The organism is Aquimarina sp. AU474 (assembly GCF_900312815.1).
Classification (GTDB): domain Bacteria; phylum Bacteroidota; class Bacteroidia; order Flavobacteriales; family Flavobacteriaceae; genus Aquimarina.
Window position 1 is genome coordinate 1,036,737 of sequence record NZ_OMPE01000009.1, and the last position, 16,154, is coordinate 1,052,890.

General features: G+C 33.1%; 11 protein-coding genes. 6 read left to right on the forward strand and 5 right to left on the reverse strand.

Annotated elements, in window-relative coordinates:
* Positions 1-89: 89 nt before the first annotated feature.
* On the reverse strand, positions 90-1,148 hold the full coding sequence (gene pdxA / locus DK508_RS18025; protein ID WP_109302177.1) for a 4-hydroxythreonine-4-phosphate dehydrogenase PdxA: 1,059 nt from the start codon (positions 1,146-1,148) through the stop codon (positions 90-92).
* Between the two features lie 99 nt (positions 1,149-1,247).
* Between pdxA and DK508_RS18030 the strand changes: the two genes are divergently transcribed.
* Entirely contained in the window at positions 1,248-1,835 is a 588-nt protein-coding gene (locus tag DK508_RS18030) for a riboflavin synthase (RefSeq protein WP_109302178.1), read from the forward strand.
* A gap of 34 nt (positions 1,836-1,869) precedes the next feature.
* Here DK508_RS18030 and DK508_RS18035 read toward each other — a convergent pair whose 3' ends face one another.
* A complete protein-coding gene (locus tag DK508_RS18035; RefSeq protein WP_109302179.1) occupies positions 1,870-2,502 on the reverse strand; it encodes a hypothetical protein in 633 nt (210 codons plus the stop codon).
* A gap of 84 nt (positions 2,503-2,586) precedes the next feature.
* Positions 2,587-2,742: a hypothetical protein gene (locus DK508_RS21265; protein ID WP_160114786.1), complete on the reverse strand. Its 156-nt coding sequence runs from the start codon at positions 2,740-2,742 to the stop codon at positions 2,587-2,589.
* A 420-nt stretch (positions 2,743-3,162) separates the two neighbouring features.
* Here DK508_RS21265 and DK508_RS18040 point away from each other — a divergent pair, with 420 nt between their 5' ends.
* A complete protein-coding gene (locus tag DK508_RS18040; protein WP_160114787.1) occupies positions 3,163-3,543 on the forward strand; it encodes a hypothetical protein in 381 nt (126 codons plus the stop codon).
* 270 nt (positions 3,544-3,813) lie between these two features.
* Here DK508_RS18040 and DK508_RS21270 read toward each other — a convergent pair whose 3' ends face one another.
* Together DK508_RS21270 and DK508_RS18045 are read right to left on the reverse strand one after the other, a co-directional pair.
* Positions 3,814-3,981 (reverse strand): hypothetical protein, encoded by a 168-nt coding sequence (locus DK508_RS21270; RefSeq protein ID WP_160114788.1) that lies wholly within the window; start codon positions 3,979-3,981, stop codon positions 3,814-3,816.
* Positions 3,982-4,273: 292 nt separating this feature from the next.
* Positions 4,274-6,019 (reverse strand): helix-turn-helix domain-containing protein, encoded by a 1,746-nt coding sequence (locus tag DK508_RS18045; RefSeq protein ID WP_109302181.1) that lies wholly within the window; start codon positions 6,017-6,019, stop codon positions 4,274-4,276.
* A gap of 387 nt (positions 6,020-6,406) precedes the next feature.
* Here DK508_RS18045 and DK508_RS18050 point away from each other — a divergent pair, with 387 nt between their 5' ends.
* The 4 genes from DK508_RS18050 to DK508_RS18065 all read left to right on the forward strand — a co-directional run bounded on the left by DK508_RS18050 (position 6,407) and on the right by DK508_RS18065 (position 15,863).
* Positions 6,407-10,810, forward strand: coding sequence for a hypothetical protein (locus DK508_RS18050; RefSeq protein ID WP_109302182.1), 4,404 nt, complete (start codon positions 6,407-6,409; stop codon positions 10,808-10,810).
* A 20-nt stretch (positions 10,811-10,830) separates the two neighbouring features.
* Positions 10,831-14,322 (forward strand): DUF6443 domain-containing protein, encoded by a 3,492-nt coding sequence (locus DK508_RS18055; protein WP_109302183.1) that lies wholly within the window; start codon positions 10,831-10,833, stop codon positions 14,320-14,322.
* Positions 14,294-14,860, forward strand: a complete 567-nt coding sequence (locus DK508_RS18060; RefSeq protein WP_109302184.1) for a hypothetical protein — start codon at positions 14,294-14,296, stop codon at positions 14,858-14,860. Before DK508_RS18055 ends, DK508_RS18060 begins: the two co-directional genes overlap by 29 nt.
* 580 nt (positions 14,861-15,440) lie before the next feature.
* The gene (locus tag DK508_RS18065) at positions 15,441-15,863 is read left to right on the forward strand and encodes a response regulator (RefSeq protein WP_109302185.1); all 423 of its coding nucleotides are present in this window, start codon (positions 15,441-15,443) and stop codon (positions 15,861-15,863) included.
* The last annotated feature ends 291 nt before the right edge of the window (positions 15,864-16,154 follow it).

Sequence of the window (16,154 nt, forward strand, 5' to 3'; positions counted from 1 at the left end):
AAAATTATATCAGAATGTTACTGATTAATTTAGTGTGCCGTTAGACAAATGGGTTTTTAAAAATATTTTAACTCGTTAAATTTTATCTTTTATCCCTTGTTTTGAGGTTTTCGGGGCTGCTTTTTTAATGGATTTTTGGTTAAATGGGTGTATTCATTTCTATTTTTAAAAATGTGAAGAGCAGCAAAAACGGCTTCTTTAAACGAACTATGATCTGCTTTGTTCTTTCCTGCAATTTCAAAAGCAGTACCATGATCTGGAGAGGTACGAACTTTATGTAATCCGGCGGTATAATTTACTCCTTTTCCGAAAGAGAGTGTTTTAAAAGGAATCAATCCTTGATCATGATAGGATGCTACAATAGCGTCAAAACTTTTATAATTATCTGATCCAAAAAAGCTATCTGCAGCATAAGGCCCGTAAACAAGTTTGCCAGATTCGTTGATTTTATTAATAGTTGGTTTTAATACTTCTTCATCTTCCTTACCAATTACTCCATTATCGCCACTATGTGGATTGATGCCGAGAACGGCAATTTTTGGTTTAGATATACCAAAATCTTGTTTTAAGGCATTGTAAATGGTGCTTACTTTTTGCTCTATAAGCTCGGGAGTAATTGAATTAGCGATATCTTTTACGGCAACATGATCGGTTAATAATCCTACTTTAAGCGTGTCTGTGATCATAAACATAAGACTATTGCCATCTAATTCTTGATCAAGATAGTCTGTGTGTCCCGGAAATTTAAATTCTTCTGATTGAATACTGTGCTTATTAATAGGAGCAGTAACTAATACATTAATTTCGTTGTTTTTTAAGGCTCTCGTGGCCGCTTTTAACGATTTTATAGCGTAACTACCTACTTTTTCATCTTCCTGACCAAAATTTATATCTAAGGATTCTTTCCAGACGTTTAATACATTGATTTTGCCGTCCAGAATTTGAGATGTCTTATCAATTCCGTGTAAATTGGTATTGATTTGATAGTGTTTCTTTAGAAAAGAAAGAATTTTTACCGATGCAAAAATTACCGGTGTACAAAAATCTAACATTCGCGAATCTTCAAAAGTTTTAAGAATCACTTCGCTCCCGATACCATTTAAATCTCCTATAGAAATTCCTAATCTTATTTTTTCTTCTTTCTTCATTAGTATGCTACTTTATCAGTATTTTTGAAATCTAATTTTGATAACTATCAAAGGACTTCAAACTTCAAGGTCACAAATTTAACTAAATAATTTGCATTTATGTTCACAGGAATCATCGAAGAATTAGGAACTATCACATCTTTGAAAAAAGATCAGGAAAATATAGACATTACTGTAAGCACAAATTTTACTTCAGAATTAAAAATTGATCAAAGTGTATCTCATAATGGAGTGTGTTTAACTGTTGTTTCTATACATGAAGATAGATATACTGTGACTGCAATAAAAGAGACTTTGGATAAAACTAATCTTAATAGTTTGAAAGAAGGAGATATTGTAAATCTAGAACGAGGGATGCAGTTGGGAGATCGTTTAGATGGTCATATTGTACAGGGACATGTGGATCAAGTAGCTGTTTGTAAGGCAGTGTCTGAAGCAAATGGGAGTTGGTATTTTACTTTTGAATATGATCCGGGATTAAGCAATATTACGATAGAAAAAGGTTCTGTTACAGTAAACGGGGTTAGTCTTACGGTGGTGAATTCTAAAATTAACGAATTTAGTGTTGCGATTATTCCATTTACTTATGAGCATACTAATTTTAATACTTTTAAAGTAGGAACAGTTGTTAATTTAGAGTTTGACGTGATTGGTAAGTACGTTAAAAGAATTACCGAGCTTAAGTAAATTTAGTTGCCATGACAATAGTTGAAGCCTCAACTTATTTTTGAAATTGTTTTTTGTATTTGGCATAAAACCATAGTGGTGGAGATAATTTGGGGTCATCATTCTGATAATATCCCCAACCTATAATTTCATAAGAATCAGAAGAAACTGTTTCTTTGAAATATTCAATCTTTTGAGGTTTTTGCTCATTTCTCTGCCAAATAATGGTGTAATCTCCTTCTGTACTACCTGTATGAATTACAGTTTCGTCTGGTTTTTTGACTACACACCACATTTTACCATTTTGAATTTTATTTACTCCCTTACTAATTATTTTTTGATCTGTATCAGGATAGAAATCAGTAATAACAACTTGTTGAAAATAGGGGTTTGTAGAGGTGTAAATTTGTTCTACTTGTATAGCATTGATTTGTTTGAGCCCCTTTTTTGTGAGATTAGATCTTGAAATGTTTTTAAGATCTATTTGATTTTTGGGTACTTGTTGTTGATCTTTATAAATAACAAATTCTCCTTTCCAGGTGCCATCGAGTATTTTAAAAACATTGGCATATTGTTTATCCTTTTCTGTAGTTGTTGGTATGATATCGATGTTATCAATGGCAATTTTATCCTGGCAACTACTGTTGATCCAGGATATAAATAACACACATATGTACCATCGTTTCATATAGGTAACAATATCTACTGCTGTCTAATCTTTAAAGTAAAATTAAAATAGCGAGCTGGGGTAAGAAGGAAGTAGGATAGATAATTATACTAACTCTATTTCATTAAATTTAAAAAGAGAAACTTTGTTTCTTCCAATTTTTAAAAGCACGCCTCCCAAATCACTTAAGGTCGGACAGGATTCGAAATCCAATACTTTACCAAAATACTGGCTTTTTGCATCAATTACTTTATACTGCATAATTTACGATTTGATTTGTATTTCCCAATTTTCTCATTCAGATAGTTCTTTCCCCAAAAAACATACCAGAATGTATCAAATTCATAAAGTAAATGTAATAGACAGACCGTTGGATTAAAAATAAACTTATCAGGTTTTATTAACAACAACACAAGAAAATATAACATAAGTAACTGTTATGCAATTGATTATAATTGAATTAGCAAAACCGGATCTACAGAGGTATAGGGCGTTAAATTTTAATAAATATTGATTTTGTAATTTGGAATTATTCCAAATTTTGTATCTTTGTATTGGAATTATTCCAAGTGCAGTTTTTTATTTTTGAGTTAGAACTTTAAGAATTTTTCACATTTTATTAAGTTATTTTTTTAAAGTCCTGGCATGTGATTTGCAAAAATAGAAATAACCGCAAATCTAATGACGATGATAATAAATTACCTAAATGTAAAAGACAATGTTATGAGTGGTATGAACTATGAAATACAAAACAGGAAATTACAATCGTATAAACATACGTTTGACTATAATTTTTGTAAGAGAAAATATAATGAATATGCAACTATGACCTTGGATGCGTTTCGTAAATGTTTAATGGATCCTCAAAAACTGGGTGAGATAGGGCATCTATGTTCTTTTGTTTTATGGGTAAAAAACAAGGAAAAGCATGAATACCGAGATAGTTTAGGAGATTATGGACTGATTCATTTACTGTTTCATTGTATGGAGAGTAAGCATAATGCAGAGATCCATGCAGAATATATACACATGCTTTTTAAAGAAGATATTAAGTTGGTATAGGTGATATATTTTGTTAAAAAAACAAAAGCTATGCTTGTTCGGGCATAGCTTTTTTTATTGACGCTAAACGAATAAAATCTTAAACCTATTAGGGCGTTCGCACTCCCTCTTTTGTAAAGATAATACCGTACTTTGTTTTGGTGACAGTATCTCCTGTATAATGAATCTGGATTTGATTTACGATTAGACTACATGCTTTACTATAGCATATGAGTTATTTAACCTTGTAACCAACGTTTTTCCTTTAATTTAGTTTTTTACAGATAATGGTTAACAATCGAGCGTTCCTTCTTCTGTGAAACCACCATCTTCAGTCTGTTTTGCTGTACAACTCTTGCTATCATTAGTATCACAAGTAGGTTTACCTCCTTTAATGGTATGTAGATTGTCTAATTTCATAATTACAATTTTGTTTAAATTTAATTTTGTGTTTTTCATATTAAGTGAATTTAATTTTAAGAAATTTTACAGTGTCTGGCCTTCTACAAAGTAAGTAAAATAATAAGTTTTGTTGAGATGTCATTTGACCGCTTGCTATAGTGCTTACTAAGAACATCATGTTCATTATTAAACCGAACTATTAATGCTATGTAAATTGTTTAGCTCGATTGCGGTTATTTTTTTCAGATTCAAATATAATCAGGAATACGGTTAAATCACATTTTTTTTATGGAATTACACTTGTTTTCAGGGAAAACAGAGTGTCAAAGTGATGGATTTATTGGTCTTGTTAACCAAAGTTATAGTTAGTTTCAATTTGTTTTTGTAGTTCTTTAATAAAATAAGAAGGATGGATTCCGTTTTGTTTATAAAAAGCTTTTGAGAAAGCATCTGTTGTATTAAACCCCATTTCTTGTGCAATTGCCTTTATGGTATAATTTCTGAATTTAGAATCTGTTTTTAGCTTTACGATAGATTGATCTATTCTTAGATTATTGATATAGTGATTAAATGACTTCTTCTTATAGGTGTTAATAATTTTGGATAGGTATTTAGAGTTTGTTCCAAATTTTTTTGCTAAAAAGTTTATGGATAGATCAGGTTGGATAAATCCTAATTCATCTTCGAAAACTGTCAATTGGTTAAGAATTTCTTTTATACTCTCTTCTGGGATGGCGAGTTTAGTTTTCTCTTTTAATGATACTGGTTGTGTGTTCTGATTTTTGTGACTGTCTTGTTTATGATACAGTTCCTCAAAACGACGCTTATATTGTTTTTGTCTATCTCGATTAATTAACCATAAGAAAAGCAATAAAAAACTAATAATGGCCAATATAATAATAATCGTACGGGATGTTTTTTTTCCCGTTTCTAAATTATCTATAATTTTTTGTTTTTCAGAAAGTAACCTTGGAGTATCATAATTTTGTACTACAGCTTTCATTAAATACCTGTAATTTGTGTGTAGTACGCTATCTACGGTAATTAACCGTTTAATATATTTTAATTGATTATCCTTGTCTCCTAACTTTTTATAATAATTAATTAAAATTTCATAATTCTCGCGATTATTAGGCATAATCTCTGATATTTCCTGAAATATATCATCTACTTTAATATGTGCAACAATGGCTTCTTTTTCTTTGCCTAACGCGCTTAATGTTTTCCCATAAAAAAAGTAGGCTATGGAAAGATTGGCCTTATCTTTATTAGTTTTTAATTCCTCAATAACATTAGATAAACTGTCTTTGGCGGGAGTAAAATTCTTTTTATAAAATAAATTAATTCCTTCGTTTAGTGTGAAATAATATTTAGAATCGGGTTTGTTAAACGCCATTGATTCTTTATACCCAAGTCTATTAAGAATTGTTGCTGAATCTAATTTTTTATTCAAACTATAAGTTCCCGATAAAGCAGATAGCGTACTTAAATATGTCGTTGGTTTACTCTTCTTAAGTTTTGAATAGTGTTGATAGCACTCTTTAAGTTCTATTAATGCATTTTGATGTTCTCCAATCCTACTTTTTAAGATACCAATACTCTTTTTACTTGCATAAAAAAGAGTGGTGTTATCAAGTTCTTCTGCTTTTTCATTGGTTTTAAGATAGAGATCGAGAGCATTTTTAAAATGACCTTTATTATACTCTATCTTTCCTTTGTTGTAGTATGCTAGAGCAGGGTAATTTTTTGTTTTTAGATTTTTAGAATACAGAATCATACTATCTATGTATTTTTCAGTAATTTCTTTATCCTTAGTAATACCAGACATATAATAAAATCCATTCACTATTTTGATGGTATCTATATCTTTTTTTGCTTTAAAAAGATAAGATTGGGTGTATACTATTGCCTTTGATGAATCTTTTGCGTTTTTAAATATCTTTTTTTTCAGATACGTATACTCTTTGGTCAATAAACTATCAGAAGAGCTTTGAAAAGCAAATAGATTTACGGTGTTAAAGAGGAGAAGTATTATAATACATAGATGTAAGAAATATCGATTTTTTATACCTAACAATAAAAGGATATGAAACATCTGGGGATAATTTTGTCTAACAAATTTACCGATTTACATAAGAAAAAACCAATTTTAGATTTTTGATATTATCTTTTCGGATATGTCACCATAGAAAATTATAGGAAGGATATTTGTTATTAAAAACCAGGTGATTTTTGATTGAACAAGTATTTAACTCATTATCAATGTTATACATATTTTTTCTTGATCCTTAATTCTTAGAAAACATACTGCGTTTTCCTTGAAAGGCGGTTTACTTCTCTTGTTTTTTACCCGTGGTCGCTTCTATATTTGTAAGGAACAAAAAAGTACAATCATCACAAATCAAACTTAATAAATCAACTTTCGTGTTCTCGAAAGCTCGATTACGGGAAACAATATGCAATTCTAATTTTAATCACTTTTATGAAATATCTTATTACGTTACTAGCTCTAGTTTTTCTGGGGTTATCAGTTTTTGCTCAAGAGGGGCAGGAATTGTCAAAACCTCCACAAATTTTTCCTGTTTCTCCAGAAGCGGCTAGTTTGGGAAAATATGGAGAAATTCCTGTAAATCTTTCAACAGGAAAAATCAATCATAATATCCCTTTGCATACTATTAATGAAGCTGGATTGAGTTTACCTATTTCATTATCATATAATTACTCGGGATTGATGATAGAAACTATACCTGGATCGACAGGTCTGGGTTGGGATCTGGTAGGAAAAGGCATGATTACTCGTCAAATACGCGGAATTGCTGATGAAGGACAACTTGGGTATATAGGTATTAATGAAATTGGTAAAAAAGTAGCGCAATTTCATACAAATGATGTTGGGATGACGGTCGAAGAACAAGGAATGTTGATTCGAGAATCAGCTTCTGGAAGATGGGATACAGAATCCGACAAATATATGATAAGTGTGGGTTCACTTTCGGCAACGTTTTATTTTAACCATAATGGTGAAGCTGTTTTTGCACCGTATAAAAACTATAAGTTAAATAGATTGCCAAGTAATGGTGGTTTTGAACTTATCGATGATAAAGGGATAAAGTATTATTTTATTGATAAGGAGACATCTTCTCAAGAAGTAATCAATAATACTGGCGGTGATTTTACCCCTTATACCTCGGCTTGGGTGTTAAATAGAATTGAATTGCCCAATACTAAAGAAATCACTTTTACCTATATAAATTATCATACAAGTCAAAAATTGTATTCAGATTCTTGGGCAAAAGTACTTCCGTTTTCATCTGATGTAACACTTTGTCAAAATGAAGCTAATTTATCAGGGACCTTTAGTACAACAACATTTACAGAAACCCTAGGCTTAATGGTAAGCACGATTTCAACCCCTAAAGAAACTATAAATTTTGAGTATACTATTAAGGATCCATTAGATACTTCTGAAGGTCAAAACCCGGTCACTCTTGATGCAGTAAAAGTGGTAAACTCATTAGGACAAAATATAATGCAATATGGTTTTTCTTATAGAAATGAAACTACTAAATATAAATTGTTAGAAGCAATTCACAAGGGAAAACATAATCCACAACAAGAAAAAAACTATTATCGATTTGAATATTTTGGAGACCCTATCGATAATATAGCGTATTATAAACAGGATTATTGGGGGTATTATAGTGGTAATACAAATACAACGGGGAGTTTGATTTCAGAAAATGCGAATAGAGCTCCGGATTTTAATAGTACCCGCTTAGGAGCTCTCAAAAAAATTATTTATCCTACAAAAGGATCTTCAGAGATCATTTATGAACAAAACGATGTATTTGGACAACAAGACACAGGCGAAATCGGGATTGAGGATCGTTTGGATACACCGATAGACGTAGTAGTTACATCGGATGATTATGAAGGCACTGAGTTTGTTAACGAACTTATTACAATCCCGTTTACACCAAAATCATTCTCGCCAGGAGGAACTGCAGCAATAAGTCTTTGGTATTATTTGCATGGTTCTGGCTCAGGAGCAATAGCAACTGCTACTTTAAAAAGAGTTGATACGCAATCAACTTTAATTCCTTGTGCTACAGCTGGAGCAACATGTAACTATAAAAGTGAAGGTGCGGTCTCAGAACAAAATCCTGTAACAAAGAATTTAGATAAAACACTATATAACTTGGTGCCTGGAGATTATGAGTTAACCATCTTTGTAGAAAGACCAGCTAATGTTTCAAACCCAATCAATTCTCCTAGGGCAGTAGCTAGTGTGCATTTAAGGTATTTTTCGGGTAATGCATCTAATCCGCAAGAGCCAACATTTGCTAATATCCCATTTGGAGGGATTAGGGTTGCAAAGGTAAAATCCTGTGATGGAGAAGGCAATTGTTTAACCAAAGGATATTCATATCATGATGAAAACAATAAATCAACCGGAATTAATCTTTCTATTCCAAAATACGAAAGGCCAGAATATCACAATTATACAGGAAACGCATTACATTCAAAACCACCAAAAGTTTGCTATGTAGTGCGAAAAACATCATCTAGTAATGTGCCATTAAGTACTTATATTGGTAGTCCTGTACTCTATAAATCAGTTTCAGAATATCAAGAAGGGAATTCGGGAGAGCAACTAAAGACGAGATATGAGTTTTCTGGAGTTATTAGTCCAACCGAGAATTATCCTTTTGCTCCAACCGAAAAACGAAATTGGAGAAAAGGATTAGTGCTCAAGCAAGAATCTTTCAAAAAAGATAATACTTCATATAATCCAGTTGCCATAACTACAAATGTATATGGACCTTTAGAAAGATTTAATGGCATTTCTAGTAATTTAAATTCGTATAATCTAAAAACCGGACAGATAGGATATTACTATAATTCTGGAGGTCATTTAATAACATATACCTATAGACCTGATTTATATCAAACAACAAAGTACGTTAATCGTTCAGAGCTATATCCTTTGTTATCTTCAACACAAGAACAAATACATCATAACAAAACAATTACTCAAAATAGTGCATATACCTATGATAACCCATATGGACATCTTAAGACCCAAACTACGACAGATAGTAATGGGAGTACAATGACCACTACCCATACCTATCCATATGATAAAAGTGGTACGGTACATAATCTTTTGGTAGCTCAAAATAAAATTACTAGCCCTGTAGAGACGCAAACAACTAAAGATGCTATTGTCTTAGGAACTCAGGTTACCGAATTTAAAGACTGGGGTAATGGGATTATTCTTCCTGAGATTACTAAAATAGGTAAAGGAACTAAAACTCCAGAGCCACGTCTCATATATCATAAGTATGATCAGCAAGGTAATCCACTAGAAGTTTCTCAAGAAAGTGGTAGTCGTATCATGTACATCTGGGGGTATGATAATACCCAACCCATCGTAAAAATAGAAAATGCCAGCTATACGGGTATTCCTGCTGCAGTAACAACTTTGATTAATCAATTAAAGACAACTTCGGATACCGAAAATACTGCAGCAAAAGAGAACGCCATGCGTAGTCTTTTTAAAGATTTAAGAGACCATGCCTATTTTGCAAATGCGCAAATAAGCGGGTATACCTATGATCCTTTGATTGGTGTGACAACCATGACGAACCCGCAAGGACAAACAGTGTATTACAAATATGATGATTTAAATAGATTGCAATATGTATTGGATCAAGATGAGCATATTGTGCAAAAAACAAACTACAATTACGCAAATCAGCAGACTGATCAATATGGGGCCTTTACTATTAATGTAACCTCTCCTGGTCTAGTAACACCTAATAAACCAATAAGCTTCACGGCTAGTTTTGCTGGCGGTACTGGTCAATTTTTGTATACCTGGAAGGTAAATGGTATCCAAGAGCAGTGCGATACTAGTGCTACATTTACCAAAACATTTACTAGTGAGGGTGAGTATACTATTTATGTATTGGCATACGATACGCAAACCAAAAGATCAGTAAGTAAAACACTTGTGGTATCCGTACAATATCCTCCTTTGGCTACGCCAACGATTAGTGATCCATATCCAGATATTATTGAAGGAACACAGGTTACCTATACAGCTTCTAATGTTAGTGGAGGATCAGGTGACTTACGATATGAGTGGTACCTAAATGGAACCAAACAAAGTACAACCACGACCAGTTTTACGTATAATTTTCCTGCCAACGGAACCTACACTGTGTATTTCAAAGTCATAGATAATGAAAGTGGTGAATCAGTAAATAGTAACCAAAGAACAATGCGCGTATACAATCCTTTGATTGGTCATGCCATTAGCGGCAAACCACATATTGTAAAAGGTACCACTGTGTCTTTTAGTGGTACTGGATTTGCCGGGGGATCAGGTCAACGCAGATATGAATGGTTTATCAACGGAGCCAAACAAAGTGCTACAGGAACAGGGATGTCATATCGTTTTATAAATGCAGGAACTTATACTGTAAAATTAAGGGTGATCGATACCAAAGTACAACCTACACATTACAGAGATACCGATTATACGGTTAAATCGTATAACCCTATGGTGGTTAATGTGACTCCTGGTAACGCTTCTCTTAATAATTCTACACCAAGTGTACGATTTAACATCACAAGTGTTACTGGTGGTTCGGGATACTATACACGAACCCAATGGAAATTATGGAGATTAAGTAACCCGTCTTGGACGCGTAATGTGGGCAGTGGATCTAGCTATACTGTTGGAGTTAACGAAAATGGAGAATACGAGTTAAGTGTTACCTATACCGATACGCGTACTGGCCAAATTGTATTAAAAACAATGCCAATAATTGTCAATAAATCCTCTGGTGGTGACGGACCAATTGGAGAGCAATTTTAATCCCATAAAGAATAATTAAGATGATAAAAAATAAAATCATATACAGTATTATAATGCTATTCGTGGGATTACAAATCCAGGCACAGGTAGTATTATCAGATGAAAATTATGTTCATACCATTGTGCCGCAAGTGGCATTAACCATTGCAGAAATCAACAATGTAGATTGCTCTAATATAGGCGCGGTAGATAATACTATAGAAAGTGTTACCTATTTTGATGGCTTGGGTAGACCTATACAACAAAGAGCTATAAAAGCATCACCAGAGGGTAAAGATATTGTTACCCATATGCAATATGATGTTTATGGTAGACAAGATAAACAATACCTGCCCTTTGCATCCAATACAAATTCTGGTAGTTTACAATCCGTAAATGTTGATCAGGATATTAATACATATTACTTGGATACTTATGCCCAAGATTTTCCGGGGATTACGAATCCTGCAGATGTAAATGCATATTCAGAAAGTGTATTTGAAGACTCCCCATTAAACAGAGTATTAGAGCAAGGTGCACCGGGTAAAGCCTGGAAAGCTGATGGAGCAAGTGATAATGATCATACCATAAAATTTGGTTGGACTACCAATGATGCTAATGAGGTGCTTTATTTTAAAGTGGTTTTTACTGCGGGCAATACCGAGAAGCCAGAATTGGTAAAAGAAAGCTACTATTTACCTAATGAGTTACACGTAACGGTTACCAAGGATGAAAACTGGAGGCCTGCAGATGGCAATAATCATACGACTAGGGAATACAAAAATAAGTCCGGACAAGTAGTTTTAAAGCGAACGTATGCTTCGACAAGCTCAGCAGGAGTAGAGGTTGCTCATGACACTTATTATGTGTATGATGATTTTGGTAATCTTGCCTTTGTATTACCACCAAAAGTTATAACTGACAACGGTGTTAGTCAGAGTGAGCTTGACGAACTCTGTTACCAGTATCATTATGACCATAGAAACCGACTGATCGAAAAGAAAATCCCAGGTAAAGATTGGGAGTATATCATCTATAACAGATTAGATCAGCCGGTGTTAACACAAGATGCCAGTCTAAGAGCCAAAAGAAGGTGGTTATTTACAAAATACGATGCTTTTGGGAGAGTTGCGTACACAGGATTGATTGAGAATGGTAGTACTGTAGCTTTATTGCGTAGCAAACTTAATTCTAAGACGTATGAGACGCATGAAAGCAGAGCTACTACGCCAAATACTATAGCGGGTACCACATTATATTACACTATAGATGATTCGTATCCGGTACGGATGTTTAAGATTTTTACGGTTAATTATTATGACAATTACAATTTTGATATAGCAGGGTTAGTGAATCCGGGTACGGTGTCTGGGGAGGCAATTACAAACCGTACCAGGTCCCTGCCAACAGGAAGCAAAGTAAGAGTGTTAGATACTAATGACTGGATCACTACAGTAACCTATTATGATCAAAAATCAAGACCAGTATATACTGCGAGTAAAAATGAGTATCTCAATACTACTGATATTATAGAGAGCAAACTCGATTTTGTAGGTAAGGTATTAGAAACCAAAACTACACATACCAAAGGTACGAATGTGGCTATTGTAACAGTAGATACCTTTACTTATGATCATATGGGTAGAGTAGTAACCCAAACACAAAAGATCAATAATCAGGAAGAAGAACGTATTGCGAGCAATACATATGATGCGTTAGGGCAGCTTGTTAAAAAAAATGTGGGTGGATCAGTTACTGCTACATCGGCATTACAAGAAGTGGATTATGACTATAACATACGGGGTTGGTTAAAGGGAATCAACGATGTAGCTACTTTAGGCAATGACCTGTTTGCTTTTGGGATTAACTATGGTACCACTACAGAAAACCTGGGAGCAACGGCCTTATACAATGGTAATATAAGTGAAACCCTTTGGAAAACAGCGAATGATAATACCAAGCGAGCGTGTGGATACGAATACGATGCATTAAATAGAATTGTAGCTGGTCGTAGTACAAGTGGCAACTACAATTTGAGTACTGTATCCTATGATAAAGCAGGTAATATCTTAACGCTAAACCGTAAAGGGCATCTTAATGTAGATGCAAACTCCTTTGGGGATATGGATATACTATCCTATACGTACGATGCAGGTAATAAATTGTTAAGTGTTGAAGATACAGCCAATAAAATTTATGGTTTTAAAGATGGGAATAACACCAATGATGATTTTGAGTATGATGCTAATGGCAATATGATCCAGGATCAGAACAAAGGGATTACAGGGATAACGTATAATCACTTAAACCTACCAAAAACTGTTACCATCTCTAATAGTGAAGGTGCAGGAACAATTTCTTATCTTTACGACGCTACTGGAGCGAAATTGAAGAAGATCGTAACAGAAGGAAGTTCTTTAATAAATACGGAGTATGCAGGTAATTATGTATATAAGAATGGAGATTTACAGTTCTTTGCTACCTCTGAGGGATATGCAGAATATAACAACTCTAATGGGTTCGATTACATCTATCAATATACTGACCACTTAGGGAATATTAGGCTCTCTTATAAAGATGCTAACGGTAATGGAACAATTGCCCAAGATGAGATTGTACAGGAGAAGAATTATTATCCATTTGGGCTCGAACACAAAGGGTACAATAATGTTGTGAACGGCACTGAAAATAACCATCAAACTTTTAATGGTAAAGAACTTAACAAAGAACTTGGTTTAGAATGGTTAGATTTTGAAGCTCGTAATTATGATGCATCTATTGGTCGTTGGATGAATATTGACCCACATGCTGAAAATTATTTTTCGCTTTCACCCTATGTTTCATTTGCTAACAATCCTATAAGCTTTGTTGACCCTGACGGTAGAGATTTACTTTTTTGGCAACTAAATGATAACAATAAATGGGAACAAGTTGGTTTTGATAAATTAAGTAAAGAAAGTCAGGAGTCATTACTTGCATTTGCTAAGACGGATGAAGGATTTGATTTTCTTTCAAATTTTGCTAATGAGGGAGATAAAATTGGAGATGTAGAATTTGATCAAAAAGGTAAATACGCTAAACATGAGCTATCTTTTGGGGAATTTAATTATTATGGTGCAGGAGGAGGTTCTTCAAAAGCAAGGCATAAAAATGGAGACGATAAATTAACATTTGAATGGACTTTGAACCAAGCTTATCGAGGTGATAAGAAGGAAAATGGAATTGACGTAACAACCTCTGCTGCAATAACAAATGGTCATGAAGCTTTTATACACTTTTCTCAATACCTTGATGAACTTGTAGAAGCTTTTGATAATGGAGATATGGATAGGGTATATCAAATTTTTGAAGAAAGAAGAGCTGTTGCAAGAGATGGAGGTGGGAGACCTGAACACAATGGTTATCTTGATGGGAATGCCGATTTTAAACAAATGAGAACTTATTTAAGACAATTAAGACAAGTTTTAAACCCTTCTAAAGTAAATAAAGCATTAAAATCACATAATGAAAATTTGGAACGTTACAGGAATTAATAAAGCTATTCTTTTTTTAGCTTTTATAGGGTGTTTTTTATCTTGCGAAGATAAAGGAGTACAGAAATTGGAATATTATTACAATATTTACGATAGTGCAGATAATGTAAAGGGTTATTTTAAAAGAGTTATTTTAATAGACCAATCAGATCGAACTGATACGATTTATAGGTATAATAAACAGAAGATCTTGAGTAACCAAAGGGTAGAAAAGTATTTCTTTAATAAGGGGGCTCTTAAAAACCGAATGGGTACTATTCTTTTTTCAATCAAAACTAAAGATTCTTGTGTCAATTATATTGATGTAAGTAATAATAAATTTGAATCTTGTTATTTAGGAGTTTATCAAATCGATACTCCTAATAAGAAAGCTATTAATAGTTACAAGTTCGAGCAAAAAGAATTAATTATTGACGGAATTATTAAAACTCAATTTTTAGATGATAACTTTATCCTCGTTAAAGAAGAATTTAAAGAAGGTACAATAGATTATTATCGTATAGAACTTACTAATGAGATTAAGAATTTAAGTAATTAAACCCCCGCTGGGGTATAGTATGTGGTAGTTCGAGTTTTTAACTCGGACTGTCATAAGAGTGAGAAAATAAAAGTAAAGAACCTGATTGCTTAGATACGTTAACTCCAGATAGCACGAATTTGCAATCCGTGAAACATATGAGTAAAAAAACAAAAGCTATGCTTGTTAAGGCATAGCTTTTTTTGCATGTTGACGATATGCGATCTTGGGGATCAATATGTTTAAGTATTTGTTGTATGTTTCTTTCTAGAGGCAACCTTTGTCACTTATTATATGTTTCATACAAGCTATACTGTGTTTGTAATAACTATGGTATAAAAGTAGGTGTAATATAAGGGTTTGATGAAATAAGTTAGGCCAAACACTAACCTCCTTAGACGAAAGGCACTATTACTGCCGATAAGTTGAAAATGAATATGAGGTTTAAAACTAACCGGTATTATATACTAGTAAAGATGGCGTGACGAACTTTTTATCGATGTATAGTGTGCTTAAACGATTTTTGTTAAAGTGTTATGATATGCAAATTATGTTCTTTGCTACTATTTTTTTTATTTGTTATATCAATTGAGTAGGACAGATGAAAGGAATAATTAAGTGCATACTTCTTATTAATGAAGATAGATCTCATAATTTTTTGAATCAATATCGCCTGTTAAAATATTGTGAGTTAGGTAACATACAAAAAGTTGCCAGTGGTGTAGAAGCTTTGGAATACTTGAAAAAAGTGAAACAAAATCCTACACTAAAACCAGATTTAATACTACTCAACACTCATATGCCATCTATGAATGGTGTAGAATTCTTAACTAAATTTACCGCCTTAGATATTAAAATCATACGTAACATTAAAATTATTATGTTGGCAGATTCGAAGAATAAGAACGAATCCAAAAAAACGCTACAGCATCGCCATGTAATTGATGTTATTCAAAAACCACTAACACCTGATAAAGTTGATGACTTGTTTCGAAAACATTTTTTTATAGAACTGGGAGGGTGAAAATTCTTAAATATTGAGACCTTGTTGTGTAGTGCATAAAAACATGACCTAATTATGCGAGGTGAGCTAAAAACAAAAAAGTTGATTCTAATAAAAGAAACAACTTTTTATAACCTGTGGTCCCACTTGGGCTCGAACCAAGGACTCCCTGATTATGAGTAACTTCTTGGTTAAATCTTATTAAAGCAAACCAATAAGAAAAAAACCGAAGTGTTGACGGCAAATTATGACATCCATAAGAAAATAAGTAACCTATCCAGGGTATTTGATCTAGACAGTATTTGATTAAGA